The organism is Bradyrhizobium sp. LeoA1Lang, from assembly GCF_055413685.1.
The window spans coordinates 56648-81993 of record NZ_JBVAPG010000013.1; the positions used below are offsets into that span (position 1 = coordinate 56648).

Here is a 25346-nt window from a genome sequence, read left to right on the forward strand (position 1 = left end):
CACGAATTCCGTTCAGGCTTAGGCGTCTTCGAACTGCGCATAGCCGGATTCTTCCAGCTGCAGCGCCAGTTCCTTGCCGCCAGTCTTCACCACCGAGCCCTTGGCCATCACGTGCACATAGTCCGGCACGATGTAGTTGAGCAGCCGCTGGTAGTGGGTGATCACGACCATGGCACGCTCGGGCGAACGCAGCGCGTTGACACCGTCGGCCGCGATCCTGAGCGCGTCGATGTCGAGACCTGAGTCCATTTCATCGAGGATGCAGAGGCTCGGCTCGAACAGCGCCATCTGCAGGATCTCGTTGCGCTTCTTCTCGCCGCCGGAGAAGCCGACATTGACGCCGCGCTTGAGCATGTCCTGCGGAATGCTGAGCGACTTGGAGACCTCGCGGACTTTCTTCAGGAAGTCCGGTGTCGAATATTCGCTCTCGCCGCGCGCCTTGCGCTGCGCGTTCAGCGCAGTGCGCAGGAAATTCATGGTGGCGACGCCGGGGATTTCGACCGGGTACTGGAACGCCAGGAACACGCCCTTGGCGGCGCGCTCGTCGGGCGCCATCTCCAAGAGATCCTCGCCGCGGAACAGGATCTGTCCGCCGGTGACCTCATAGCCCGGCTTGCCGGCGATGACGTGCGAGAGCGTCGATTTGCCGGAGCCGTTCGGCCCCATGATCGCGTGCACCTCGCCGGGATTCACGGTCAGCGACAGGCCATGGAGGATCTCGCGATCCTCGACGCGAACCTGGAGATCTTTCACTTCAAGCAATGCAGTCATCATCTTTCCTTATTGCCTAGAGCGCGCTCACCAAGACTGGAAGGAACAACCAGCCGAAAAAAGCGACGGCTCCCAGGCCAGCAGCCAATTTTCCAAATTCCAGTGCCTCAACCGATCCCGCCACCCCTCCGACGAGGGCCACGATCGCGCCGGCAATCGCCACAAACAGGAACACCGCAAGTGGCGCGTAACGGACGATGGCGAGAGCGTTCCTCATCTGCCTACCCGACGCTGCCCTCCAGCGAGATCGAGATCAGCTTCTGCGCCTCAACCGCGAACTCCATCGGGAGCTGTTGCAGCACGTCTTTGACGAAGCCGTTGACCACGAGGCCGACCGCTTCCTCCTGGCTCAGCCCGCGCTGCACGCAGTAGAACAGCACGTCCTCGGAGATCTTCGAGGTGGTCGCCTCATGCTCGAACGTCGCCGACGAGTTCTTCGCCTCGACGTAAGGCACGGTGTGCGCGCCGCATTTGTCGCCGATCAGGAGCGAGTCGCAGGCGGTGTAGTTGCGCGCGCCGATGGCCTTGCGGTGCGCGGTGACGAGGCCGCGATAGGTGTTCTGCGACTTGCCGGCGGCAATGCCCTTGGAGATGATCCGGCTCGAGGTGTTCTTGCCGAGATGGATCATCTTGGTGCCCGAGTCGACCTGCTGGTAACCATTCGAGATCGCGATCGAGTAGAACTCGCCGCGCGAATTGTCGCCGCGCAGGATGCAGCTCGGATATTTCCAGGTGATCGCAGAGCCGGTCTCGACCTGGGTCCAGGAAATCTTCGAGTGGGCGCCGCGGCAGTCGCCACGCTTGGTGACGAAGTTGTAGATGCCGCCCTTGCCTTCCGAATTGCCCGGGTACCAGTTCTGCACCGTCGAATATTTGATCTCGGCGTCATCGAGCGCAACGAGCTCGACCACGGCGGCGTGCAACTGATTTTCGTCGCGCTGCGGCGCGGTGCAGCCTTCGAGGTAGCTCACATAGGAGCCCTTGTCGGCGATGATCAGCGTGCGCTCGAACTGGCCGGTGTTGCGCTCGTTGATGCGGAAATAGGTCGACAGTTCCATCGGGCAGCGGACGCCCGGCGGCACGTAGACGAACGAGCCGTCGGAGAACACCGCCGAGTTCAGCGTGGCGAAGAAGTTGTCCGTCGTCGGCACCACGCTGCCGAGATACTTCCTCACGAGTTCAGGATGCTCGCGGATCGCTTCCGAGATCGGCATGAAGATCACGCCGGCCTTCTTCAATTCCTTCTGGAAGGTGGTCGCAACCGACACCGAATCGAAGACGGCGTCGACCGCGATCTTGCGCTGTTCCGACGGCTCCCCGCCCGGAGGCGGCTCGACACCCTCGAGGATCGCGACTTCCCGCAAGGGAATGCCGAGCTTCTCGTAGGTCTTGAGAATCTCCGGATCGATCTCGTCGATCGACGACAGCGTCTTCTTGGGCTTCGGCGCCGCGTAATAATAGAGGTCCTGGTAGTCGATCTTGGGATAGTTGACGCGCGCCCAGGTCGGCTCGGTCATGGTCAGCCAGCGGCGGTACGCCTCCAGGCGCCATTCCAGCATCCAGGCCGGTTCGTTCTTTTTCTCTGAGATGAAGCGGACGATATCTTCCGACAGCCCCTTGGGGGCCTTTTCGGACTCGATGAGCGTCTCGAACCCATATCGATACTGATCGACGTCGATCCGTCGGACACGGTCGACCGTCTCCTGTACAGCAGGCATTTAATCCTCCGCTCGCGGTTTCAAGGACCGCGGTGGATCAGTTCTAAAGAGTGGTACGGTTAGTGGACGAAAACCCGCTTAGAACCGTTCAAGCTGTGTTTCGTCCCACTCTAAGTAAGGTATTGGCGAGCTTTAGCCAAGCCTTTACGGCCAAATCTATGTCTGTGGTGGATGTAGACCAGCCAAGACTAAGCCGCACTGCTCCCTGGGCGAGGTCCGGCCGGAACCCCATCGCGGCCAGCACATGTGACGGCTGGACCTTTCCGGAGGAACACGCGGAACCCGAGGATACCGCGATTCCGGCGAGGTCGAAGCCGATCACGGCTGTCTCGGCCTTCAGCCCGGGCGCGGTGAACAGCGTCGTATTGGGCAGCCGAGGCACGCCATCCGAGAATACAATAATACCATCAACTTCCCTCAGGCCAGCCTCAAGTCGGTCCCTTAGGGCCTGCAGCCGGACTGCGTCGGTCGCGAGGCCTGCCATCGCGGCCTTGGTAGCCGCGCCAAAGGCCGAGATGCCGGCAACGTTCTCCGTACCGGCGCGGCGCCCGAGCTCCTGGCCGCCGCCGCGCAGAAGCGGTTCGAGCCTCTCCACGCCTTCCACCAGAACCATGGCCCCGACGCCCTTGGGGCCGCCGATCTTGTGCGCGGAGAGCGTCACCATATCCGCCTGCAATGAGCCGAGATCGAAGGGAATTTTCCCGAAGGCCTGGATCGCATCGACGTGAAGCAAGCCGCTGGCGGCATGAACGATCTCGGCCGCCTCCCTGACCGGCTGCAGTGCGCCGGTCTCGTTATTGGCCAGCATGACCGACACCAATGCCGACGGACCGTCAGCAAGCTTGCCGCGGAGGTCATCGAGGTCCAGCACGCCTGACGGCGTCACCGCGACCGTTTCGATCGCCTCGGCCGCAAAGCGTCCCCCTGACAGCACCGAGGCATGCTCGATCGCCGACACCAGGAGCCGCTGGACAGCAGCACCACCGCCGCGTCGCACCCCCGGCGTCAACGCCAGCGCATTCGCTTCCGTGCCGCCAGAGGCAAACACCACATCCTGCGCCCCGCCGCCGACCGCCGCGGCAATCGCGCTTCTCGCGTCCTCGATCAGCCGCCGCGCCTGCCGCCCCTCGGCATGCACCGAGGACGGATTGCCGCACAGCTCCCACGCGGCAGCCATCGCCGCCTTCGCCTCGGGGCGAATCGGCGTGGTCGCATTCCAGTCGAGATAGACGCGGTCCGCCATGGAGTAATACAATACCTTAGCACTTCTTGCGGGTTCTAGCCGGCAATCTTCGCTCGAATCCTGCCGGCGTTATGCCAGTTGATGATTGCAGCACCGCCCGCAATCACCAGCTAACGCATTGAACACGCTTGGCGTTGTTCAAGATGCTTGCTTTTTGCCCCTCGCCTCATGCTAGAACGCGCGGGCCTCAAAAACCAACCGAGGCGTCGTTCGTTCGCGGGAAGCCGCCTGACGACGCCGTTCACGGTAAATCCAGCCACTTTATCTGCCGGGGGCCGATGAAGTCAGCACAACTCGGTTGATTGCTCAGCGCCAACCAAGGGTCAAGCGTAGGATCACTCAAGGGATCACTGATGCCTGAAGTTATTTTCAACGGCCCGGCGGGCCGTCTCGAAGGCCGCTACCACCCGGCCAAGCAGAAGAACGCGCCGATCGCCATGATCCTGCATCCGCACCCGCAGTTTCACGGCACGATGAATCACCAGATCGTCTACCAGTGCTACTATGCCTTCGCGCATCGCGGCTTCTCGGTGCTGCGCTTCAACTTCCGCGGGGTCGGCCGCAGCCAGGGCTCGTTCGACCACGGCACCGGCGAATTGTCGGATGCAGCCTCCGCGCTCGACTGGGCGCAGAGCATCAATCCCGAGGCGCGCGCCTGCTGGGTCGCGGGCTTTTCGTTCGGCGCCTGGATCGGCATGCAGCTTCTGATGCGCCGGCCCGAGGTCGAGGGCTTCATCTCGATCGCGCCGCCGGCCAATCTCTATGACTTCTCGTTCCTGGCGCCCTGCCCTTCCTCCGGACTGATCGTGCATGGCGACAAGGACGCCGTGGTGCCGCCCAAGGACGTCAACACGCTGGTCGAGAAATTGAAGACGCAGAAGGGCATCGTGATCGATCAGCAGATCATCCCCGGCGCCAACCATTTCTTCGACGGCAAGCTTGAGCCATTGATGGAAACGGTCACCGGCTATCTCGACATGCGTCTCGCCAACGTGCGCTGACGTCGCAGCCGTGTAGCCCGGGTGAAGCGAAGCGCAACCCGCGACACCTGCATCCGCGTCGCGAGCAGCCCCGGATTGCGCTGCGCTCCATCCGGGCTACGAAGACGGCCGGGTTACGCCGCAAGCTTCAACAAATGCGCGTCATGCTGCTTGAGGAAGGCGCGCAGCAATTGCGGATAGTCGGCGCCAACCGCGGCCTTCACGCTCGGGCGTTTCGCCAACTCCGCGCGCCACTTCCGAGCCTTCGGCATGTCCTTGAACACCGCAAGGTCGATGAATTCGTCGAACACGTCGAAATAGCGGAAGATCGGCGCGAACACCGCATCCACCAGGCTGAATTCCTCGCCCGCGAAGAACGGACCCGCGCCGAGCACCGCCTCGACGCGGGCGAATTTGGCGGTGACCGCCTCGCGCTTGGCCTCGAAGGTCGCGGCATCCTTGGCAGTCTCGAGGCCCCAGAGATCGCTCAAGATCGCCGAGCCGAATTCCATCCAGGCGCGATGTTCGGCGCGCGCAAGCGGGTTCTGCGGGTGCAGCTTGGCGCCAGGTTGCGTCTCCTCGATGTATTCGCAGATCACGTTGCTCTCGAACAGCGCCACCTCGCCCTTTTCGGTCGCAACCGTCAGTACCGGCACCTTACCAAGCGGCGATATCTTCAGAAACCAGTCCGGCTTGTTAGCGAGATCGATATCGATCCGTTCGAAGGCGACGCCCTTCTCTGCGAGAGCGATCACCGCGCGCTGCACATAGGGACAGAGCTTGTGGCTGATCAGTTTCAACGCAGCGGCCATGGCGCACTCCTCGCTAGTTTCATGCACTCGCATGCATCTAAATGCATTTGCATAAACAGTCAAGAAAGATGCAATTGCATCTACCCTTTAAGGCCGCGCGATGACACCCCCGGTCATGGGAATCGGCACGCCGGTCGTGGCGGGATAACTGAGCGGCAGGCCCTTCATCCCGCGCACGGCGAGGAAGCCGAAGGCCTGTGCTTCGATCGCATCCGGAGACCAGCCGAGCGCATCGGCCGCTTCGACGGTCGCGGGCGCAACCCGCTCGCGCAGCATCCGCAGCATGGTCAGATTGCGCGCACCGCCGCCGGCGACAATCCAGCTCTTCGGCACCTTCGGCAATAGCGGCACCACGCGGGCAATCGCGGCCGCGGTGAAGGCGGTCAGCGTCGCCGCGCCGTCGGCGGGTGCGACGTCCCCGAGCTTCAATGCGGCGAAATCATTGCGATCCAGCGATTTCGGCGGCGGCAGCGCGAAGAACGGCAATTCCAGCGCGCGGGCAATCCAGGCCTCATTGGCCCTGCCCTGGGCGGCGAACCGGCCGTCGGTGTCGAACGGCTGGCTCATCATGCGGAACATGTAGTCGTCGAGCAGCGCGTTGCCGGGACCGGTGTCGCAGGCGATCAGCGTGTCGGTGCCGTCGATATAGGTGATGTTGGAGACGCCGCCGACATTGACCACCACGGTCGGCCCCTCGCGCTGCACGGATTGCACCAGCGCCCGGTGATAGACCGGCACGAACGGCGCGCCCTGCCCGCCAGACGCCACATCGGCGGCGCGGAAATCATACATCACGGGAATGTGGATCGCCTTCGCCAGCGCCGCAGCGTCGCCGATCTGCACCGTCAATTGGCGCTCGGGCCGGTGCAGCACGGTCTGGCCGTGGAAGCCGACAATGTCGATCTCCTCCGGCGTGATGCGATTCTGCGCGGTGAAGGCGGCGACCGCCTCGGCATGCGCCAGCGTCACGGCGCGTTCGGCCTCGGCCAGGATCCCGGGCCGGGCGTCGCGGTGCGATAGATGGACGGCCTCGGTAAGCGCCTGGCGCAGCAGGCTGCGCTCGGCATTGGTGTAGGGCCGGTAGCCGGACGGCCCGAACGACTTGACCTGCTTTCCATCGGTTTCGATCAGTGCCACGTCGACCCCGTCGAGTGAGGTCCCGCTCATCAGACCGAGTGCGGTCAACATCATCCCTGTGCCTTCGACGCCCCTTTTGCCCTGCCCTGATGCCCGGCTTGTATCAAACAAGCACATCTTATAATGCCACAGCGCGCCTCGCGGCGGCAGCCCGTTCGGTCATGGTTCCGCAACCGGCTGCAATTACCGTAAAACAAGAATGATCAGAGTCGCCGACAAATGACTACATTTAAATCGGATTTTATGAATGAGCTGCAGTGGCGCGGCTTCGTTCATCAGGTGTCGGACGGGGTGGGCATCGACGCGCTCGCCGCCAAGGGCGAGATCGTGGCCTATGTGGGCTACGACTGCACGGCCCCGTCCCTGCATATCGGCCATTTGTTGTCGGCCATGATGCTGCACTGGCTGCAGGAAACCGCTGGCGGCAAACCGATCACCTTGATGGGCGGAGGCACCACGCGCGTCGGCGACCCCTCGGGCAAGGACGAAACGCGCCAAATTCTCTCCATCGAGCAAATTGACGCGAACAAGGAATCGATCAAGCACGTCTTCAAGCGCTTCCTGAAGTTTGGGGAAGGCAAGACCGATGCCGTGATGGCCGACAATGCGGAGTGGCTGACCAAGCTCAATTACATCGAAATGTTGCGGGATATCGGTCGGCACTTCTCCGTGAACCGCATGCTTTCCATGGACTCGGTCAAGCTCCGCCTCGATCGCGACCAGGAGATGAGCTTCATCGAATTCAACTACATGATCCTGCAGTCCTACGACTTCGTCGAACTGGCACGTCGCTACGGCTGCAATTTGCAGATGGGTGGCTCCGATCAATGGGGGAACATCGTGACCGGTGTGGACCTCGGCCGCCGCATGGGCACCCATCAGCTCTACGCATTGACGACACCGCTGTTGACCACGGCTTCCGGCGCCAAGATGGGCAAGACCGCGGCCGGCGCGGTCTGGCTGAACGCCGACCAGTTCAGCCCCTACGATTACTGGCAATACTGGCGCAACACGGAAGACGCCGACGTCGGACGATTCCTGAAGCTGTTCACGACGCTTTCGATGAGCGAGATCGGGAAGCTGGAGGCGCTGCAGGGCTCCGAGATCAACGAGGCCAAGAAGGTGCTGGCGACCGAGGCGACCTCCCTGCTCCACGGCCGCGATGCCGCCGTTGAGGCCGCCGAGACCGCGCGCCGCACCTTCGAGGAAGGCGCGCTCGCGGAGACGCTGCCCACGATCGAAATTCCGCGCGGCGAACTGGATGCCGGCATCGGCGTGCTGGCCGCCTATGTGAAGGCCGGCCTCGTCGCCTCCAATGGCGAGGCGCGGCGCCAGATCAAGGGCGGCGGCTTGCGCGTCAACGACGTCGCCGTCACCGACGAGAAGATGGTGCTGACGCCGTCCGACCTCACCGCGGAAGGTGTGATCAAGCTGTCGCTCGGCAAGAAGCGGCACGTCCTGTTGAAGGCTGCATAGGCGCATTCGCTTTTTGCGGCTTGTGGGGAGGCGCGGAAACGCGCTCCCTCCTCTCATGGACAAGAACACGCCCGGGGAGGAAATGGCGGCGAAGCCGCCGACGCGCGTCGCGCTCAACGTGCTCGCGCTGTGCTTTGCACTCGCGCTGATCGGCCGCGGCCTCGGCGAGAGTTTCACCGTCTTCCTGAAACCGATCTCGGAAAGTTTCGGCTGGGACCGCGCGCAGATCGTCTCGGTCTATTCGCTGACCTGGCTTGCCGGCGGCCTCACCGCGCCGCTGATCGGCCGCCTGTTCGACCATTCGGGGCCGCGAGTCGTCTATTCGCTCGGACTGCTTCTGCTCGGCGGCTCATTCCTGGTCGCCGCGCATGCACAATATCTCTGGCAATTGCAGTTCAGCATCGGCCTCTGCGTCGGAGTTGGTATCGCGTTCATCGGCAATGTGCCGAACTCGATCCTGCTCGGCCGCTGGTTCGGTCCTCGCCTGCCGACCGCGATGGCGGTGGTCTATTCCGCGACCGGCGCCGGCGTGCTCGTGCTGCTCCCGGCCTCGCAGCTCTTGATCGATCGCGTCGGCTGGCGCGGCGCCTACCAGATCTTCGGCATCACGGCGCTGTGCCTGCTGGTGCCGCTATTGCTGTTGCCATGGCAGCGGTTCTCGCGCGGCTCGCCGCATGTGGTGAAGAAAGCCGATCTTGACATCGTAGACGAAGGCTGGACGCTGCTCGGCGCGATACGCCACCACGCCTTCTGGGCGCTGTTTGCCACGTTCTTCTTCACCGCGATCGGCATGTACGCGATCTCGGCACAGATCGTCGCCTATCTGATCGACGCCGGCTTTCCGCCGCTACAAGCCGCGACCGCCTGGGGGTTCAGCGGCGTCGTGCTGCTGTTCGGCATGCTCGGCGTTTCCGAACTCGACAGCATCATCGGACGCCGGCCGTCAGTCCTGCTCAGCTATGCGATCTCGATCCTTGGCATCATCCTGCTCTGGCTGCTGCAGTGGTATCCGAACTTCTGGCTCTTGACCGGCTTCGTCGTCTGTTTCGGCAGCATGATCGGCTCGCGCGGCCCGCTGATCACGGCCACCGCGATGAAGATCTTCCGCGGCAAGCGGGTCGGCACGATCTATGGCACCATCTCGATCGGCAGCGGGCTCGGCTCCGCGTTCGGATCCTGGGCCGGCGGCCTGATCCACGACTTCGCCCACAGCTACAATCCGGTGATCGCATTCGCGCTGGTCAGCGTGATCCTGGGAATGATTCCGTTCCTGGTCGTGCCGGCACTGCGCCGCTGATCAAGGGCGCCTCGGAGGTATCCCCTTGATGGCATACCCGATTCACGATTGGTAAGACACTTCCTGCTATGCCTCGGGACACGATACCCGCAGAGGCCGCAATGAACCTTCTCAGCCGACTGACGATCCGCACCAAACTCGCCTGCATAGTGGCTCTCGCGGCACTGACCGTTTTCGCAATCGTCGCGGGTGCGGCCTGGATCAACCGAAACCGCATGCTGGACGACCGCGTCGCACAGATGCGGACGGCGGCCGACCTGCTCTACGGCGTGGCGCAGTCGCTGCAGGAGGATGTCGCTGCCGGAAAGATGACGGTCGCCGAGGCGAAGGAGCAGTTTCGCCAGCGCGGCCGCAAAATGACTTTCAACAACGGCCAGGGATATCCGAACGCCTACAATATCGCCGATACGTCGCTGCTGTTGAACAGCGCCAATCCCAAGCTCGAAGGCAAGATCAACGGCACCAAGGATGCCAATGGCGTCCTGATCGCGGATGCCCAGATCGCTGCCGGCCGGCAGAGCCCGGAAGGCGGCACCACATCCTACCTTTATCCACGCCCCGGGCAGACCGTGCCGGCGCGGAAAATGACCTATGTTCGCAGCTTTGAGCCGTGGAACATCGTCATGAGCTACGGACTCTATGTGGACGACATCGACGCCGACATGAATGCCGTCCTGCTGGAGCTTGGCGCGATCGGCGGCGGTCTGATGCTGCTGATGGGGCTGTTGTCGTGGCTGATTGCCCGCGACGTCGTGGGCGCGCTGGAGCGTCAGAAGAACCGGATGCAGCGCATTGCCGAAGGCTCGCTCGACGAAGCGGTCGAGGAAACCGCGCGCCGTGACGAGATCGGCCGCATGGCGGAAACGCTGGAGGTCCTGCGGCAGACCGCGATCACCGCACGGGCGCTGGAAGCCGAACAGGTTGCAACCAAGCAGCAGAGCGAGAAGGAAAAGCGCGGCGCCTTGATCGCCCTCGCCGATCGCTTTGATGCATCGGTTGGCCAGCTCGTCGGACTGATGGCGTCGGGATCCAGCGAACTGGAAGCCACCGCAAAGTCGATGTCCTCGACCGCCGAGGGCACCAATCACCGCGCCTCGGTGGTCGGTTCGGCCGCAACGGAGGCAAGCTCGCGGGTGCAGACGGTAGCTTCGGCCGCCGAGGAATTGTCCTCCTCGATCTCCGAGATCAGCCGCCAGGTCACCCAGTCGGCCAATGTCACCGGCCGCGCCGTCGAGAGCGCGCGCCGCACCGATACCATCGTGCGGGCGCTCGCCGACGGCGCCCAGCAGATCGAGCACGTCGCCGAGCTGATCTCCAGCATTGCCGAGCAGACCAACCTCCTCGCGCTCAACGCGACGATCGAAGCCGCACGTGCCGGTGAAGCCGGCCGAGGCTTTGCCGTGGTCGCCTCCGAGGTCAAGACTCTCGCAAGCCAGACCGCGGAAGCCACCAAAGAGATCGCCACGCGCATCGCGCAGATCCAGGGCGCGACCAAGGAAGCGGTCGAGGCGATCGACGGCATCACCGCCACGATCGAGGAAGTCAGCACCATCGCCACCTCGATCGGCTCCGCGATCGAGCAACAGGGCGCGGCAACGGCCGAAATCGCACGCAGCGTGTCGCAGACGGCAGAAGCGACCAAGGAAGTGACGACCAATATCGGCGGAGTGAGCGCCGCCGCCAACGAGACCGGCAACGCCGCGGGCCTCGTTCTCGCCGCAGCCAGCAACCTGTCCAAGCAGGCCGAGCAGCTTTCCGGCGAAGTCTCCACCTTCCTCGCCGGCGTACGCGCTGCGTGATAGCGGCCTGTTCCAGGACTGGCCCCACGGCTACAACGCACTGATCGCCTTCGCGCTGGTCAACGTGCCGCTGGGAACGATTCCGTTCCTCGTGATGCCTGCGCTGCAGCACTGATCAAGCTGACGGGAAAGATCGGCATGTCACTATCGTGCGCAGCCTAATTTTGTGTCAGACGTTGCACGCCGCGGACGTATGCCCGTTCAGAATCGCATTGCTCGATTCACGATTGGTAAGACAGTCGCTGCTACGCCTTGGGAAGCAATTCCTGCAGAGGCCACAATGAACCTTCTCAGCCGACTGAAAATCCGCACCAAGCTCGCCAGCATCGTGATTCTCGCGGCACTGACCGTCGTCGCGATCATCGGCGGATCGGCCTGGCTCAGCCGAAGCCGCATGTTGGACGATCGCGTCGCACAGATGCGGACGGCGGTCGACCTGCTCTACGGGGTGGCGCAGTCGCTGCAGGACGACGTCGCCGCCGGGAAGATGACCATCGCCGAGGCGAAGGAGCAGTTTCGTCAGCGCGGCCGGAAGATGATGTTCAACAATGGCCAAGGCTATCCCATCGCCTATAATGCCGACGCTTCGGTGATGTTGAACGCTGCCAATTCCAAGCTCGAAGGCAAGGCCAACGGCATAAAGGACGCCAACGGCGTCGTGATCGTGGACGCAATTATCGCAGCCGCCCGGCAGAACCCGGAAGGCAGCACCGCATCCTATCTTTATCCGCGTCCCGGGCAGACTGTGCCGTTGCGGAAAATGGTCTTTGCCCGCAGCTTCGAGCCATGGAACGTGTTCTTGAGCTACGGGCTCTATGTGGATGATATCGACGCCGATGTGAATGGCCTGCTGCTGGAGCTTGGCGCGATCGGCGGCGGTCTGATGCTGCTGATGGGGCTGTTGTCGTGGCTGATTGCCCGCGACGTCGTGGGCGCGCTGGAGCGTCAGAAGAACCGGATGCAGCGCATTGCCGAAGGCTCGCTCGACGAAGCGGTCGAGGAAACCGCGCGCCGTGACGAGATCGGCCGCATGGCGGAAACGCTGGAGGTCTTGCGACAGACCGCGATCACCGCACGGGCGCTGGAAGCCGAACAGGACGCAACCAAGCAGCGGAGCGAGAAGGAAAAGCGCGACGCCTTGATCGCCCTCGCCGATCGCTTTGATGCATCGGTTGGCCAGCTTGTCGGACTGATGGCGTCGGGATCCAGCGAGCTGGAAGCCACCGCAAAGTCGATGTCCTCGACCGCCGAGGGCACCAATCACCGCGCCTCGGTGGTCGGTTCGGCCGCAACGGAGGCAAGCTCTCGGGTCCAGACTGTGGCCTCGGCTGCCGAGGAATTGTCCTCCTCGATCTCCGAGATCAGCCGCCAGGTGACCCAGTCGGCCAATGTCACCGGCCGCGCCGTCGAGAGCGCGCGCCGCACCGATACCATCGTGCGGGCGCTCGCCGACGGCGCCCAGCAGATCGAGCACGTCGCCGAGCTGATCTCCAGCATTGCCGAGCAGACCAACCTCCTCGCGCTCAACGCGACGATCGAAGCCGCACGTGCCGGTGAAGCCGGCCGTGGTTTTGCCGTGGTCGCCTCCGAGGTCAAGACTCTCGCAAGCCAGACCGCGGAAGCCACCAAAGAGATCGCCACGCGCATCGCGCAGATCCAGGGCGCGACCAAGGAAGCGGTCGAGGCGATCGACGGCATCACCGCCACGATCGAGGAAGTCAGCACCATCGCCACCTCGATCGGCTCCGCAATCGAGCAGCAGGGCGCAGCAACGGCCGAAATCGCACGCAGCGTGTCGCAGACGGCGGAAGCGACCAAGGAAGTCACGACCAATATCGGCGGAGTGAGCGCCGCGGCCAACGAGACCGGCAACGCCGCCGGCCTCGTCCTCGCCGCGGCCAGCAACCTCTCCAAGCAGGCCGAGCAGCTCTCCGGCGAAGTCTCGACGTTCCTCGCCGGCGTCCGCGCCGCGTGAGCCGGCGCCTTGCCGTCTGATGCAGCCCAAAGAAAGTCGCACGTGTCAGCTTCGCTGACATGTCTCAGCGAAAAAATTCTTGGCGCCTTGAGATGCCAGGTGAAATGCGTGGCCGACAAAAAGAAACCGGTCTAGTCTTCCTGACGCGTGGGTGGAAACCCGGCGCAAGAATAGACGCCAATCGCTATTGCTGCCACGGCCACCGTCGGACTTCGTTCGCGCAACCGGCGCTGGGGCAATCGGACTGCAGCCCGATCTTGATACGTTACAACGGTTGACATCGTTCCGCGGAGACTGACGGCGGCCTGTCGAGAAGAGACAGGATCGAGCTTGGTCAATTCCAAACGGGAGGAACGGCAATGGGTAACGACTTGAGAACCGCGTGTGACGGCGTTCTGCAGAAAGTAGTGACCGGCAAAGACCGCGTTCCGGGCGTGGTGGCGATGATCACGGACCGCTCGGCCAACACCTACGAAGGCGCAGCCGGTGAGCGTAGCATTGGCGGCAGTCAGGCAATGACGACCGACACGGTCTTCGCAATCTTTTCGACCACAAAAGCAATCACCGGGACGGCGGTCCTGCAATGTGTCGAGGAAGGCAAGCTCGACCTGGACGCCCCGGCCAAGACCTACGTTCCCGAGATCGGCAACGTCGAGGTGCTCGAAGGCTTTGACGCGCAGGGCAGGCCAACGCTGCGGGCGCCGAAACGCGACATCACCACCCGCATGCTGATGCTGCACACGGCCGGCTTCGGCTACGACTTCTTCAACGCCAATTACTTTCGCCTCGCGCAAGAACACGGCCAGCCGAGCGTGATCACCTGCTCAAGGGCATCACTGATGACGCCGCTCCTGTTCGATCCCGGCGACAAGTGGGAATATGGCAGCAACCTCGACTGGTGCGGCCAGGTCGTCGAGCGCATTCGCGGCAAGCGCCTCGGAGAGGTGTTGAAGGACCGGGTTTTTGCGCCGCTCGGCATAGATGATATCGCCTTTTCGCTGACGCCTTCGATGCGTGAGCGCCTTGCCGTCATCCACCAGCGCGAAGCCGATGGCGCGCTGACCCCCCTTCCCGATCTGCAATTGCCACCCGAGCCGGAGGTCGACATGGGCGGCCACGGACTTTACGCCTCGATCGGCGAATACATGAAATTCATCCGCATGTGGCTGAACGATGGAGCGGGGCCACAGGGCCGCGTGCTGAAGCAAGAGACGGTCGAGGCCGCCGTACGTAATGGCCTTGAGGCGCACCAGACCGTGGTAATGCTGCCCGGCGTGATTCCGACCCTGTCGAACGATGCGGAGTTCTTCCCCGGACTGAAGAAGTCCTGGTCCTACACCTTCATGGTCAACGACGAGGACGCTCCGACCGGCCGCCCGGCAGGTTCGATCGGCTGGGCCGGGCTCGCCAACCTGTTCTATTGGATCGATCGAAAGAACGGGTTCGGAGGATATTGGGCGACGCAGATCCTGCCGTTCGGAGATCCGACATCGTTCGGCGGCTACCTCGATTTCGAGACAGCCGCCTATGCAAGTGGAGAGGTGCGCGCAGCGGCATAGTGCCGATGAAGCGAAGCGGCCTACCTCGCGCCGCCACGCTTCGCGGCTCTTGAATCTGCGTGGTTTGCGGCATTCGTGGCCGGAACCGCATGCAGTCGGCCAGTCTGTCCTTCGGCAGGCTGGCCTCTGTCATCCCCGAATTCGAAATGGTGCGCGCGATCCATCGGCCGAGCGGCATCGAGAGGGTATTGCGATAACGACAAGAAAACTGGTCCGAACTTCAGGGGCATTGCTCACAGGAGGAGAAGTGTTATGACGAACGTGCAAGGTGACTCGCGCAGCGCAGGCGCCAAAGCAGACTACGATGCGATCATCATCGGCGCCGGGTTCTCCGGCATGTACATGTTGCATTCGTTGCGCGACAAGCTCGACATGAATGTCACCGTGTTTGAGGCCGGCGACGGCGTCGGCGGCACCTGGTACTGGAATCGCTATCCAGGCGCACGCTGTGACTCGGACAGCTACATTTACTGCTACACCTTCGACAAGAACCTGCTGCAGGAATGGAACTGGTCCGAGCGCTATCCGGAGCAGGACGAGATCCTGCGCTACCTCGAGCACTGCGCGGAGCGCTTCGACCTCAAGCCCGACATCCAGTTCGGCAAGCGCGTCACCGAGGTCGTCCTCGATGAGGACACCGGGCTCTGGACGGTGCGCACCGACAACGGCGACGTCGCCAAAGCGCGTTTCGTTATCACCGCGGTCGGCGCCCTGTCGGCAGCCAACATGCCGCCGTTCAAAGGGCTCGGCTCCTTCCAGGGCAAGTGCTACCACACCAGCCAGTGGCCACACGACGGCGTCGACTTTACCGCAAAGCGTGTCGGGGTCATCGGCACCGGCGCCACCGCAGTGCAGGCGGTCCCGGAGATCGCGCAGCAGGCCAAGCACCTGACGGTGTTCCAGCGTACACCGGCCTTCTGCGTGCCGGCGCGCAACGGCAGTGTCGATCCCGAGGTCACCAGGGCCCGCAAGGCCGATTACGACGGGATCCGCCGGCGCATCAAGGACTCGTTCTTCGGCTTCGAGTTGGATTTCATCCCGAGGTCGGTGCTCGAAGCGACGCCTGAGGAGCGCGAGCGAGAATTCGACAGGATGTGGGATGCAGGAGGCTTTGCCTTCTGGCTGGCCAACTATCAGGACATGTTCTTCTCCAAGGAGGCGAACAATATCATTGCCGACTACCTCAAGAGCAAGATCCGCTCCACCGTCAACGATCCGGTCACGGCCGAGAAACTGACACCCAAGACCTATCCTTACGGCACCAAGCGGCAGCCGCTCGACACCAACTACTTCGAGACTTTCAACAAGAAGAACGTAACTTTGGTGGATGCGAGCACCGACGGCTCGATCGAGGAGATCACGCCGAATGGGATTCGCGCCGGCGGCAAAGAATACCCGCTCGACATCATCGTCGTCGCCACTGGTTTCGATGCCCTGACCGGCCCGCTGAAAAGCCTCGGCATCAAGGGGCGTGGCGGCAGGGCGCTGGCGCAGGAATGGGAGGACGGCCCGGTGACCTACCTTGGCGTCGCGATCGCCGGCTACCCGAACCTGTTCATGATCACCGGCCCGCAGAGCCCCTCGGTGCTTTCGAATATGCCGGTGTCGATCGAACAGCATGTCGAGTGGATCACCGAATGCATCGCCCACATGCGACGAAGCAAGCTTGCGACCATCGAGGCTAGCCCGCAGGCGCAGGAAGCGTGGGGCACTCACGTCGCGGAGGTGGTCAACTCGACGCTGATGACTACGGCCAATTCGTGGTACATGGGAGCCAACATCGCCGGCAAGGCTCATCGCTTCCTGCCCTATCTCGGCCCAGAAGGCGTCGGCGGCTACCGCAGGAAGTGCGCCGAGATCGCCGAGAAAGGCTACGAGGGCTTCATGTTCACGAGCGAAGGCCAGGGTGGAACGGTGCACCCAATTGCGGCCGAATGAACCTGACAATCATTGACCGGGAGCGGCGTTCGGTGTCGCCACTCCCGGCCCGTCGAAGACCTTGAAGTGCGATCGTCCACCTATGTCGCGCTTATGAAGCGCGACGGCAATTCGTCTCGATTTCCTATCAACCCGGGCACATGATCCAGGCATCGGCTGCTACTCAGCGCCCGGCGGCCACCGCATCGCCATGACGCGGGCAAGGGCGTGTGACCGAAAAGGCCACTTCATATGGTCGATCAGGATTCAATCCCCTCACGGAAATGGATGTCGGGCGTGACCGGTTCGCCCGGGATCAGGCGTTCCGCCCTGGCCATCGACAATGATGCGCCGGATGACGTCGCCGACATCTACAATCAGGCTGGCGACGATTACGGCGCCTATGCCGATGGCGATCCTTCGCAACCATTTGCCTTTGACGGGATGCATGCCTATGCGGATCGGTGCGTCTGGGCTGTGTTGGAAACAAAACTGGCTGACCTGCGGGCTTCCGGCGCAAGATCGGTCAGGTTTCTCGATGCGGGTTGCGGGCCCGGCACATGGCTGCGACGACTGGTCATGCGCGCCCAGGAGCTCGGGTTCAGCAGCATCACCGCGCGCGGATTTGACATTGCGCAGGCACAGATCCAGCGGGCCCGCTTGGCGGCTCGAAATCTTTCCGGCCTCCCCGGGGTAAGTCTCACATTCGACGTCGCAGACCTTTCGGACCGGTTGCCGGAACCCGATTGCTCGGTCGATATCACGCTGTGCCTGTACAGCGCACTCAGTCATCTGCCCATTGAAAGGCTGACGGATATCGCGACTGAGATCGCGCGTGTGACGTCAGGACATTTCATAACGACCGTGCGCCCGATTGGCAGCACGCCAACGGCCTTCGTGGACTCGGTGGAGAACGTCCGCCGCTTGAAACATGATCACATCAAGGACCGGTGTGAAATCGACCTCTGCGACGGCCGGCATATGGCATTCGGCTTTCACCTGTTTACCGCGGTCGAATTGCGAAGCCATTTCGCAGGGAATTTCGAGATCGAAGATCTGCGAGGTCTCGACCTGTTCCACAGCCGGTTCACGCCGGATAGCCGGTGGAATCCGATCTTGCAGGCGGACGACAGTCATCTCGCCGACGAACTCAAGCGGCTTGAGACGGCGTATGCCGCGAGTGCGGAGTTCATGGATCGCGCCACCCATCTCCTGCTGGTGGCGCGCGGCCGCCGCACCGTTACACGTCTCAAGTAAGCCTCAGGACGCGGCAAGGGTTCTTCGCAGGCGCTCAATTGCGCCGGAGACACCCCGCACCTTTATGATCCGGCCCGTCGCATCGAAGTTCTCCGACAGCACGTGCACGTGCCCATACACGTCGCTGAGCAGCCGCTGTTTCGCATACGGCACCACGAATTCTTCCTCCACCATCGCAGCCTCGAAGAAAGCGATGATCGTCTCGCGCAGTGCCGCCACGTCTGCCGGCGACCTTGCAGAGAGGAAAATCGCGTCCGGGTGCTTCGTGCGGAGCGCGGCGCGATCCGCCTCGTTCACGCGATCGATCTTGTTGAGGAGCAGGCGCGACGGAACGACCTCCGCGCCGATCTCGCGCAGCACGTTGCGGCTCACATCGAGTTGCGACTCGTAGGTCGGATCGGACGCATCAAGGACGAACAGCAATAGCGATGCTTCCAGCGCTTCGGCAAGCGTGGATCGGAACGACGCCACGAGGTCATGCGGCAACTTCTTGATGAAGCCCACAGTATCCGAGACGAGTATACGCGGCGTCGTTTCCGGCCGCAGAGCGCGCACCGTCGTATCAAGCGTCGCGAACAGCTTGTCCGCGATCAGGACCTCGCTACCCGTGAGGGCTTGCATGAGCGACGACTTCCCTACGTTCGTATACCCGACCAGAGCGACCCGAAGCTGATCGCGACGTGCGGCGCGACGCTGGTCGCTATCCCGCTGAATAGCCGACAGTTGCTCCTTCAGCTCGGCGAGACGGTCGCGGATCTTGCGTCGCTCGACTTCGAGATCGGATTCGCCCGCGCCGTAGCCCTGCCGCCGCTCGCCACCCGCCGCCGATTCCCGCAGGCGTGGCGCGATATACTTCAACCGCGCCATCTCGACCTGCAACTTCGCCTCCCGGCTATGTGCATGACGATGGAAAATCTCCACGATCACCCCGGTCCGATCCAGTACCTCCGCGCCGGTTGCTTGTTCAATATTGCGCGCCTGGTTCGGCGAGATGTCGTGATCGACGATCACGTATTCCGGCATCAATGGCGCCGCCAAATCAGGCTCAGTCGGCCCGGCGGCCGACTCCTTCCCGTCGGCGTCTTCAAAGCGCTCGCGGGCCCTTGGCTTCCGGACGTGTGCCATCGATCCGACAACGCCTGTCCCGCCAGTCATCGCTGCGAGCTCCTCAAGTTTCCCCTTGCCGAGCACCGTCGCGCCGTCGAGCTCGTCGCGCTTCTGCGATAGCGTGCCGACAACTTCGTAACCGAGCGTCTTCACCAGACGGCCCAACTCCGCAAGGCTCGCGGCATGCGCGTGGTCGTCGATGCCCGGGAGCTGGATGCCGACCAGGATCGCGCTCGGGATGCGTTCCTCTGCCACGCGGCTTTCTCCAGTCTTTGCCATTGGCTTTATCCTGTGCGTGAGGCGCTCAGCAGACTGCCGATCGCCTGGCATCTCGCGGAAGTCGCGCCTGTGCGTTGCACGCGGACGGGTCGCTATCGCGAATCCTGTCTGCTGGTGCTGGGTTCAAGACAATCCCGGGAGCTATGGATCAATGTCTGATGTGACGATCTTCGCACGCCGAACCAGCGCTCCATGCGGTCGAACAGCCATCGCATTGGAACGGGATGACGTGACGCTATCTCATTCGGGAAACAGACGTGGACGCAGCGTCCTCAACATAGGTGAAGCGGCATAAACAAACGAGACGGACCAACGGGCTTCAATATAATCGCCGCATGAATGAGCCGCTGCGGGGTGGCAGGTCTCGTTCTCGCCTCGACTCTCCAGATAGCGATGTCACTCAGCCTTTGGCGGGCTTCCTGCGCAGCACAATGATTGGAACATGCGGCGTGGTGCTGATCACGATCTGGGGTTCACCATCGGATGCGTGGCTTCTTAGCGTCTCCAATACCAGAAAGAACTTTTCGGCAAGCATAGCGTAAACCTCGCTGACCTTTGCATTTTCCGGATTTCAACGAGTCGAATTGCAACCGATTCAACCACTCGCATCGGATGGCGGCAAATGGATTCGCGCGGCAGAATTCGGCTATTGGCGGTTTTCCTCGTTTTGCAGTCCAGGCTGCGTTCCGCCGAGCGATGAACGCTCGGGTCCGGCAGTATCGGGAGTTGTGCAGTCCCGACCCGTAACATCGCCTTCTTGGGCCGCGATGCCGCGATGATGCGTCGGTTCCATCGAGAGGACCAGACTGAAAGCTTCGGGAACTGAGAAACCGGCTTGATCTGGCTCACCCAAACGGATGAGCTCTCCGGAGAGATTAATGTCGTTCTTCCTTTTGGATCGCGCTGCGTTGTGTTATCGAATCGTCATCCAGCTGTCACACAATCGCACATGTCAGAAGACGATACGCCTGAGCCCGCCCGGGAAAGTGCACGCGCCGCGCACGGGATCAATAGCGCCATTGCCGCACAGGACAACAAAAGACCGGACGACTCTGTTGCCTCCAGGCAACACGGCGTCGCGGAGCCTCATTCGCAAGAACCGCCGAAGACCCTCCTTCCTGAGGCGCAGCATCAAGGTGATGAGGTCACGCCAGAAATCCCTGTGCAAAACGGTGCGACGCCTGCCGGCAGTGAGATCGAACTCAAGCTCCTTGTCGATGCTGATCGCATGGCGGATTTCAACGCCGCTCCGATCATCGCGACGAATGCGCGCAACAAGGGCACACGAAAGCACCTCAAGTCCGTCTACTACGATACGCCCGAGCGGACGCTGAGACGAAACGGATTAAGCCTGCGGGTTCGCCAGAACGGCGCACGATTCGTGCAGACCGTGAAAGCCGAATTCGGAGACGATCCGCTCCGGCGTGGCGAGTGGGAGGCGAACGTCCCATCGATTGCTCCCGATGTCGAACTGGCGATGCCTTTCGTCCCGGCCAAACTGCGCTCGGATCTTCGACGTCATCAGCTTGAGGCGGTCTTCACCGCCGATATCCACCGGCACGCGCGCATCGTCGAGCTGCCATCCGGAACGATCGAAGTCGCTTTCGACCAGGGAGTGCTCAAGTCAGGCGATCAATCGATGCCCGTGAGCGAGATCGAGTTGGAGCTCAAGGGTGGAAGCGCCAGTGCAATCTACGACCTCGCGCTTCGGCTCGCGGACCATGGGTCAGTGCGACCGTCTATCCGCAGCAAGTCGGCGCGCGGCTTTGACCTTGCGGCCGAGGCGTCGCCCGCGCTGCGGAAGCCGCGAAAGCTTCGCCTCGACCCGGCAATATCCCTCGATGAGGCCTTCGCAAAGATCCTGCGCTCCTGTCTTCACCATCTTCTTGGGTCTCTGGCAGCGGCCGAGGACGGCCGTGATCCTGAGGGAGTCCATCAGCTTCGCGTGTCGCTGCGCCGCCTTCGCGCGGCCCTGGATTTGATGCGATCCGTTGGGCCATTGGGCAATCTCGACTCATTCCGGTCGGAAGCAAGATGGCTGGCACGAAACCTTTCTGCCGCACGCGATTGGGACATGTTTCAACGGGGGACGCTGCCGACCATCGCGCAGGCCTGTCCCTCGGTCGCGGGCTTTGATGCCCTGGAACAGGCCGCAGAGGAACGCCGGTCAGCCGCCTACCAGAAGGTACGTCTCGCGTTGGCTGACCGCCGATGCTCATGTTTCCTGATCGGCCTCGGCGGCTGGATTGAGGCCCGAGGATGGCGGAGCGACGTCGCTCCCGAAGATCTCGGACGACTGACCGAGCCCGCCGTTAACTTCGCCGGACGCATCCTGTCGGAACAGCATGCGAGAGTGCTCAAGCGCGGCCGCCGCTTCAAGTCGCTTCCGGCGGAAAAGCTGCACCGGTTGAGGCTCGCCGCGAAGAGACTGCGCTACGTCGCCGACTTCCTGTTGCCGCTGTACGGAGACCGAAAGTCCGTCAGGCGATTCTCTCGCGGGCTGGCCGACCTGCAGGAGGAACTTGGTTCCTTTAACGACATGGCGATCACAAACGCGCTTTTCGCAGAACTCGGTGACGAGTTCTCGCAGAGCGGCACGGCTGCAGCCGCCATCACCGGCTGGCAGGCACACGCATCGATCGGCGTTGAGGCGCGCCTGCGAAACACGTGGCTGGATTTCAGGAAAACAAAAGCACCGTGGTCGAGGGCAGCAGAGGCGTGATCTGGTTCTCGCGCTCGGAAGGACGCATGCCATACAACTGATCGACTGTCTCCGTCATCCAGGCTCGCTCACCTTCTCGAAACCGGCCGAACGGCCACTGGATGCTCCCGTGTCAGTTCCACTTCCTGCTTTTCGTGGCGGATCACGAGGCGCTCACCTTCCCGCAACGTGTACTCCACCTTGTCCAGGCCAATTTCGACACACAACAACCGGCCGCGGTAGGTTATGGGAAATCGAAGGATGGCGTTTTCCTCGGGTGCACGACGTGGCCAGAACGACAATGTTCCGTCATCGTCCCGCATCCCACCAAAACCATAGGTCAGCATCATCCAGGTGCCACCCATAGAGGCGATATGGCAACCGTCCTTCACGTTACCTCCCACATCGGCCAAGTCCATCAGCAGGGCCGCCATGCCGTAACGAAATGCTTTATCCATGTCGCCGACTTGTGCGGCGATGATCGCCTCGACGCAGGAGGATAGTGATGAGTCGCCTGTTGTCAGTGGGTCGTAGAAATCGAAGTTGCGCTTCTTCACTTCTGACGAGAAAGTGTCGCCCAACAAGAACATCGCCAAGATCACGTCCGCCTGCTTGATCACTTGCGTTCGGTAGATGTTCAGCGGATGATAGAACAGCAGCAGCGGATAGCGGTCACGTGGCGTATTTCGGAAATCCCATGGCTCTCTGTCGAGAAAGTTGTCATCCTGAAGGATAACATTCAGCGTTTCATCACTCGGCACATACATGCTTCGCGCGGCTTGAATCCATGCATTGACCTCGGAGGGATCGAGCGCCGTTTTTTGCGCAAGTGCGTCGTACATCCCCGCTTCTGCTGTCCGTAAGGACTCGACAACCTCAGCAGCGTAGCGAAGGTTTTCGCGGGCCATCAAGTTCGTATAAGCGTTGTTGTTCACGACGGCGTTGTATTCATCGGGCCCAGTAACACCGTTTATGCAGAACCTTCCCCCCTTTGCGTCCGAATAGAAGCCAAGGTCCAGCCACATTCGGGCTGTTTCAACGAGCATTTCGGCTCCGTACTTTCGCAAGAACTCTTCGTCACCCGTCGCCTGCACGTACTTGCGCAGTGCGTACATAATGTCAGCGTTGATATGATACTGCGCGGTGCCCGCCGCGTAGTATGCGGATGCCTCCTCTCCGCTGATTGTGCGCCAAGGATACATCGCTCCTCGATGGCCCAGTTCTCTCGCGCGAGCCCGTGCCTGAGGCAGCATCTTGTAACGAAAGGCCAGAAGGTTCCTTGCGATCCACGGGGACGTATAGATCAGAAACGGCAACACGTAGATTTCCGTATCCCAAAAGTAGTGTCCTTCATAAGCCTGTCCTGTGAGTCCTTTCGCGGGCACGCCTGCTCCCTCCGCGCGCGCAGAGGCTTGAAGGATATGAAAAAGGTTGAAGCGGATCGCTTGCTGGATTTCTACGGTGCTCCGCTGTACTCGCTGCTCACTAATATCTTTGATGCGAACATCGCTCCGGCGCCAAAAATCGTCCATGTACTGCTCTTGAGAGGCGAGCAGCCGCTGGAAACCCTGAGTCACGACGCGATCCATTGTCCATTCAGCGCGGCCGCAGAGTTCTTCTGCGGATGCCGTGTGGGAGGTGTGATAAACCATGTATTTGGTGAGTTGGATCGGACAGCCGGGCTTGGCATCGACAGCGTAGGCAACCTGGCCGAAGTCAGGGGTGCAGGCGACCTTGTGCGAGTGTGAGCAAGAACTCTCCAGCGAGTGGTCCGTCGCGCATGCCAACATATAGCGGCTCCTTTCCGTCGTATGGCACAGCACGATGCGCTGGTCTTTGGCGTAGTTGGTTTGCGGATGAAGTACCTGGCCGGAGAACGCTCTTGCCAGGCGCGGATCATCGCGATCGCCGCGGCCGCTTGGTTTATGGGTGGTCATCTCCGAAGAGATTACGACAAATGCCTGAGCATCTACGAGTGTCACACAGTATGAGATAGCGACCACGTGCCTGTTCACGAAGGAGACCAGACGCCGGGACGTGATCGATACCTGCTTGCCGGACGGGGTCTCCCAAGTCACGGTCCGATCGAGTGTGCCGGCCCTCATGTTGAGCCGCCGGTCGTACGCTAGGAGGTGCGCATTGGGCAACCAGAACGGTTCGTCGTCCACGAAGAGCTTGATGATCTTGCTCTCCGTCACGTTGCAGATCGTCTGGCCGGTCTTGGCGAAACCAAAAGCTTCTTCTCCGTAGACGATAGGCCAGGTTTCATAAAACCCGTTGATGAATGTGCCGTTCTCGACGTTGGGACCGCCCTCCTCCGGGCAGCCGCGCATGCCGATATATCCATTGCCGAGTGCCAGCATCGTTTCGACCTGGGCCAGAAAATCGGGTCGAAACGACTTTTCGATAACATTCCACTCATCGGCCGGATAATCGCGAGATGGCGGGCGGAGCCGTTCATGGTGTAGCATCGGGCTGTTTCTCCCAAGGCAGCACTTGGCGTTAATCAGTCAGTTAGTTCGGCCAAATCGTGGACTACCAGATGAGCCCCATGGTGCTTCAGCTCATCCGCATTTCCCTTGCGAGCGACGCCGATCACTAGCCCAAAGTTTCCGTTAGATCCCGCTTGGACTCCGGAAATGGCATCCTCGATCACAATTGTCCTTATCGGCAGAACCCCAAGGAGCCGTGCCGCCAGCAGGAACGTGTCCGGGGCCGGCTTGCCGGAAAGACGTTGCGCCTGGATCACGTTGCCATCGACCCGCACCTCAAAAAACTCGTCCAGCCCCGCCACCCGCAGGACGGACGCACAGTTCTGACTCGAGGTGACTACGGCAATTTTGAACCCATCGTGGCGGAGCTGATGGATGAATTGCACACTCCCGTCATAAGACTCTACGCCATCCTCCACGATCGCACGATCGACTAGGTCGTCCTTGCGGTTTCCGAGCCCGCACACTGTTTCGACTTTTGCAGAGTCCTCTGGATCTCCTTCTGGAAGTTCGATGCCGCGCGATCTCAAGAAATCACGCACGCCGTCGAAACGGGGTTTGCCATCCACATGGAGCCGGTAATCGGTGTCGATATCGAAGGGACGAAATGCTGCCCCCGTCTGCCTCGCACGCTCCAGCAGATACTCGTCGAACATCTGTTTCCAACACGTCGCATGGAGTTTGGCTGTATCCGTCAATACACCATCCAAGTCAAAAAGGACGGCGTCGTACTGATCGCGGCTGATGCGCTTGCTCTTGGGTTGCGGCATGGATCACTCTCCTCTTGCCCCAAGGACCTAACCGCCGGAACGTTGGCGTCCCGCCG

General features: G+C 61.8%; 19 protein-coding genes. 10 read left to right on the plus strand and 9 right to left on the minus strand.

Translation table 11 applies throughout. From position 1 onward, the window contains the following. Window positions 1-18 precede the first annotated feature (18 nt). The 4 genes from sufC to ACZYOF_RS07400 all read right to left on the minus strand — a co-directional run bounded on the left by sufC (window position 19) and on the right by ACZYOF_RS07400 (window position 3732). Window positions 19-771, minus strand: coding sequence for a Fe-S cluster assembly ATPase SufC (sufC, locus tag ACZYOF_RS07385; protein WP_463715307.1), 753 nt, complete (start codon window positions 769-771; stop codon window positions 19-21). A gap of 16 nt (window positions 772-787) precedes the next feature. Then, a complete protein-coding gene (locus ACZYOF_RS07390) occupies window positions 788-988 on the minus strand; it encodes a hypothetical protein (protein ID WP_463715308.1) in 201 nt (66 codons plus the stop codon). Between the two features lie 4 nt (window positions 989-992). Further along, a complete protein-coding gene (gene sufB / locus ACZYOF_RS07395; protein WP_463715309.1) occupies window positions 993-2489 on the minus strand; it encodes a Fe-S cluster assembly protein SufB in 1497 nt (498 codons plus the stop codon). Between the two features lie 88 nt (window positions 2490-2577). Further along, window positions 2578-3732 (minus strand): cysteine desulfurase family protein, encoded by a 1155-nt coding sequence (locus ACZYOF_RS07400; protein ID WP_463715310.1) that lies wholly within the window; start codon window positions 3730-3732, stop codon window positions 2578-2580. A 353-nt stretch (window positions 3733-4085) separates the two neighbouring features. On the opposite strand from ACZYOF_RS07400, the gene ACZYOF_RS07405 reads away from it, so the two are divergent. Continuing rightward, window positions 4086-4733, plus strand: coding sequence for an alpha/beta hydrolase (locus ACZYOF_RS07405; RefSeq protein WP_028169230.1), 648 nt, complete (start codon window positions 4086-4088; stop codon window positions 4731-4733). Window positions 4734-4846: 113 nt separating this feature from the next. Here ACZYOF_RS07405 and ACZYOF_RS07410 read toward each other — a convergent pair whose 3' ends face one another. Both ACZYOF_RS07410 and ACZYOF_RS07415 read right to left on the minus strand, forming a co-directional pair. Then, entirely contained in the window at window positions 4847-5524 is a 678-nt protein-coding gene (locus tag ACZYOF_RS07410; protein ID WP_463715311.1) for a glutathione S-transferase family protein, read from the minus strand. 87 nt (window positions 5525-5611) lie between these two features. Further along, the gene (locus ACZYOF_RS07415; protein ID WP_463715312.1) at window positions 5612-6715 is read right to left on the minus strand and encodes an anhydro-N-acetylmuramic acid kinase; all 1104 of its coding nucleotides are present in this window, start codon (window positions 6713-6715) and stop codon (window positions 5612-5614) included. Between the two features lie 165 nt (window positions 6716-6880). On the opposite strand from ACZYOF_RS07415, the gene tyrS reads away from it, so the two are divergent. The 7 genes from tyrS (at window position 6881) to ACZYOF_RS07450 (ending at window position 17941) form a co-directional block, all read left to right on the plus strand. Next, window positions 6881-8137: a tyrosine--tRNA ligase gene (gene tyrS / locus ACZYOF_RS07420; RefSeq protein ID WP_463715313.1), complete on the plus strand. Its 1257-nt coding sequence runs from the start codon at window positions 6881-6883 to the stop codon at window positions 8135-8137. Between the two features lie 55 nt (window positions 8138-8192). Next, window positions 8193-9434, plus strand: a complete 1242-nt coding sequence (locus tag ACZYOF_RS07425; protein ID WP_463715314.1) for an MFS transporter — start codon at window positions 8193-8195, stop codon at window positions 9432-9434. A 101-nt stretch (window positions 9435-9535) separates the two neighbouring features. Then, window positions 9536-11233, plus strand: coding sequence for a methyl-accepting chemotaxis protein (locus tag ACZYOF_RS07430; RefSeq protein ID WP_463715315.1), 1698 nt, complete (start codon window positions 9536-9538; stop codon window positions 11231-11233). Between the two features lie 280 nt (window positions 11234-11513). After that, a complete protein-coding gene (locus ACZYOF_RS07435) occupies window positions 11514-13208 on the plus strand; it encodes a methyl-accepting chemotaxis protein (protein ID WP_463715316.1) in 1695 nt (564 codons plus the stop codon). Window positions 13209-13567: 359 nt separating this feature from the next. Further along, window positions 13568-14767 carry a methyl acetate hydrolase AcmB gene (gene acmB / locus ACZYOF_RS07440; RefSeq protein WP_463715317.1) on the plus strand — a complete coding sequence of 400 codons (1200 nt, stop codon included), beginning with the start codon at window positions 13568-13570 and terminating at the stop codon, window positions 14765-14767. Between the two features lie 252 nt (window positions 14768-15019). Beyond that, window positions 15020-16705 (plus strand): flavin-containing monooxygenase, encoded by a 1686-nt coding sequence (locus ACZYOF_RS07445; RefSeq protein ID WP_463715318.1) that lies wholly within the window; start codon window positions 15020-15022, stop codon window positions 16703-16705. Window positions 16706-16981: 276 nt separating this feature from the next. After that, entirely contained in the window at window positions 16982-17941 is a 960-nt protein-coding gene (locus tag ACZYOF_RS07450; protein WP_463715319.1) for a class I SAM-dependent methyltransferase, read from the plus strand. Between the two features lie 3 nt (window positions 17942-17944). Here the strand turns inward: ACZYOF_RS07450 and hflX are convergent, their stop codons facing one another. Further along, window positions 17945-19327: a GTPase HflX gene (gene hflX / locus ACZYOF_RS07455; protein ID WP_463715320.1), complete on the minus strand. Its 1383-nt coding sequence runs from the start codon at window positions 19325-19327 to the stop codon at window positions 17945-17947. Between hflX and ACZYOF_RS07460 the strand changes: the two genes are divergently transcribed. Together ACZYOF_RS07460 and ACZYOF_RS07465 are read left to right on the plus strand one after the other, a co-directional pair. After that, complete coding sequence (locus ACZYOF_RS07460) at window positions 19232-19486, plus strand: hypothetical protein (RefSeq protein WP_463715328.1); 255 nt, start codon at window positions 19232-19234, stop codon at window positions 19484-19486. The two genes, hflX and ACZYOF_RS07460, sit on opposite strands and share 96 nt — an antisense overlap. 790 nt (window positions 19487-20276) lie before the next feature. Next, a complete protein-coding gene (locus ACZYOF_RS07465; RefSeq protein WP_463715327.1) occupies window positions 20277-22049 on the plus strand; it encodes a CYTH and CHAD domain-containing protein in 1773 nt (590 codons plus the stop codon). A 68-nt stretch (window positions 22050-22117) separates the two neighbouring features. Here the strand turns inward: ACZYOF_RS07465 and ACZYOF_RS07470 are convergent, their stop codons facing one another. Both ACZYOF_RS07470 and ACZYOF_RS07475 read right to left on the minus strand, forming a co-directional pair. Continuing rightward, the gene (locus ACZYOF_RS07470) at window positions 22118-24499 is read right to left on the minus strand and encodes a glycoside hydrolase family 65 protein (protein WP_463715321.1); all 2382 of its coding nucleotides are present in this window, start codon (window positions 24497-24499) and stop codon (window positions 22118-22120) included. A 35-nt stretch (window positions 24500-24534) separates the two neighbouring features. Continuing rightward, on the minus strand, window positions 24535-25290 hold the full coding sequence (locus ACZYOF_RS07475; RefSeq protein ID WP_130578812.1) for an HAD family hydrolase: 756 nt from the start codon (window positions 25288-25290) through the stop codon (window positions 24535-24537). Window positions 25291-25346: the final 56 nt, after the last annotated feature.

What these genes read in the sequence shown, in the direction of transcription:
- sufC (WP_463715307.1), bottom strand. Translation starts at nt 771, where the DNA reads ATGACTGCATTGCTTGAAGTGAAAGATCTCCAGGTTCGCGTCGAGGAT.
- ACZYOF_RS07390 (WP_463715308.1), bottom strand. Translation starts at nt 988, where the DNA reads ATGAGGAACGCTCTCGCCATCGTCCGTTACGCGCCACTTGCGGTGTTC.
- sufB (WP_463715309.1), bottom strand. Translation starts at nt 2,489, where the DNA reads ATGCCTGCTGTACAGGAGACGGTCGACCGTGTCCGACGGATCGACGTC.
- ACZYOF_RS07400 (WP_463715310.1), bottom strand. Translation starts at nt 3,732, where the DNA reads ATGGCGGACCGCGTCTATCTCGACTGGAATGCGACCACGCCGATTCGC.
- ACZYOF_RS07405 (WP_028169230.1), top strand. Translation starts at nt 4,086, where the DNA reads ATGCCTGAAGTTATTTTCAACGGCCCGGCGGGCCGTCTCGAAGGCCGC.
- ACZYOF_RS07410 (WP_463715311.1), bottom strand. Translation starts at nt 5,524, where the DNA reads ATGGCCGCTGCGTTGAAACTGATCAGCCACAAGCTCTGTCCCTATGTG.
- ACZYOF_RS07415 (WP_463715312.1), bottom strand. Translation starts at nt 6,715, where the DNA reads ATGATGTTGACCGCACTCGGTCTGATGAGCGGGACCTCACTCGACGGG.
- tyrS (WP_463715313.1), top strand. Translation starts at nt 6,881, where the DNA reads ATGACTACATTTAAATCGGATTTTATGAATGAGCTGCAGTGGCGCGGC.
- ACZYOF_RS07425 (WP_463715314.1), top strand. Translation starts at nt 8,193, where the DNA reads ATGGACAAGAACACGCCCGGGGAGGAAATGGCGGCGAAGCCGCCGACG.
- ACZYOF_RS07430 (WP_463715315.1), top strand. Translation starts at nt 9,536, where the DNA reads ATGAACCTTCTCAGCCGACTGACGATCCGCACCAAACTCGCCTGCATA.
- ACZYOF_RS07435 (WP_463715316.1), top strand. Translation starts at nt 11,514, where the DNA reads ATGAACCTTCTCAGCCGACTGAAAATCCGCACCAAGCTCGCCAGCATC.
- acmB (WP_463715317.1), top strand. Translation starts at nt 13,568, where the DNA reads ATGGGTAACGACTTGAGAACCGCGTGTGACGGCGTTCTGCAGAAAGTA.
- ACZYOF_RS07445 (WP_463715318.1), top strand. Translation starts at nt 15,020, where the DNA reads ATGACGAACGTGCAAGGTGACTCGCGCAGCGCAGGCGCCAAAGCAGAC.
- ACZYOF_RS07460 (WP_463715328.1), top strand. Translation starts at nt 19,232, where the DNA reads ATGCGCGTGGTCGTCGATGCCCGGGAGCTGGATGCCGACCAGGATCGC.
- hflX (WP_463715320.1), bottom strand. Translation starts at nt 19,327, where the DNA reads ATGGCAAAGACTGGAGAAAGCCGCGTGGCAGAGGAACGCATCCCGAGC.
- ACZYOF_RS07465 (WP_463715327.1), top strand. Translation starts at nt 20,277, where the DNA reads ATGTCAGAAGACGATACGCCTGAGCCCGCCCGGGAAAGTGCACGCGCC.
- ACZYOF_RS07470 (WP_463715321.1), bottom strand. Translation starts at nt 24,499, where the DNA reads ATGCTACACCATGAACGGCTCCGCCCGCCATCTCGCGATTATCCGGCC.
- ACZYOF_RS07475 (WP_130578812.1), bottom strand. Translation starts at nt 25,290, where the DNA reads ATGCCGCAACCCAAGAGCAAGCGCATCAGCCGCGATCAGTACGACGCC.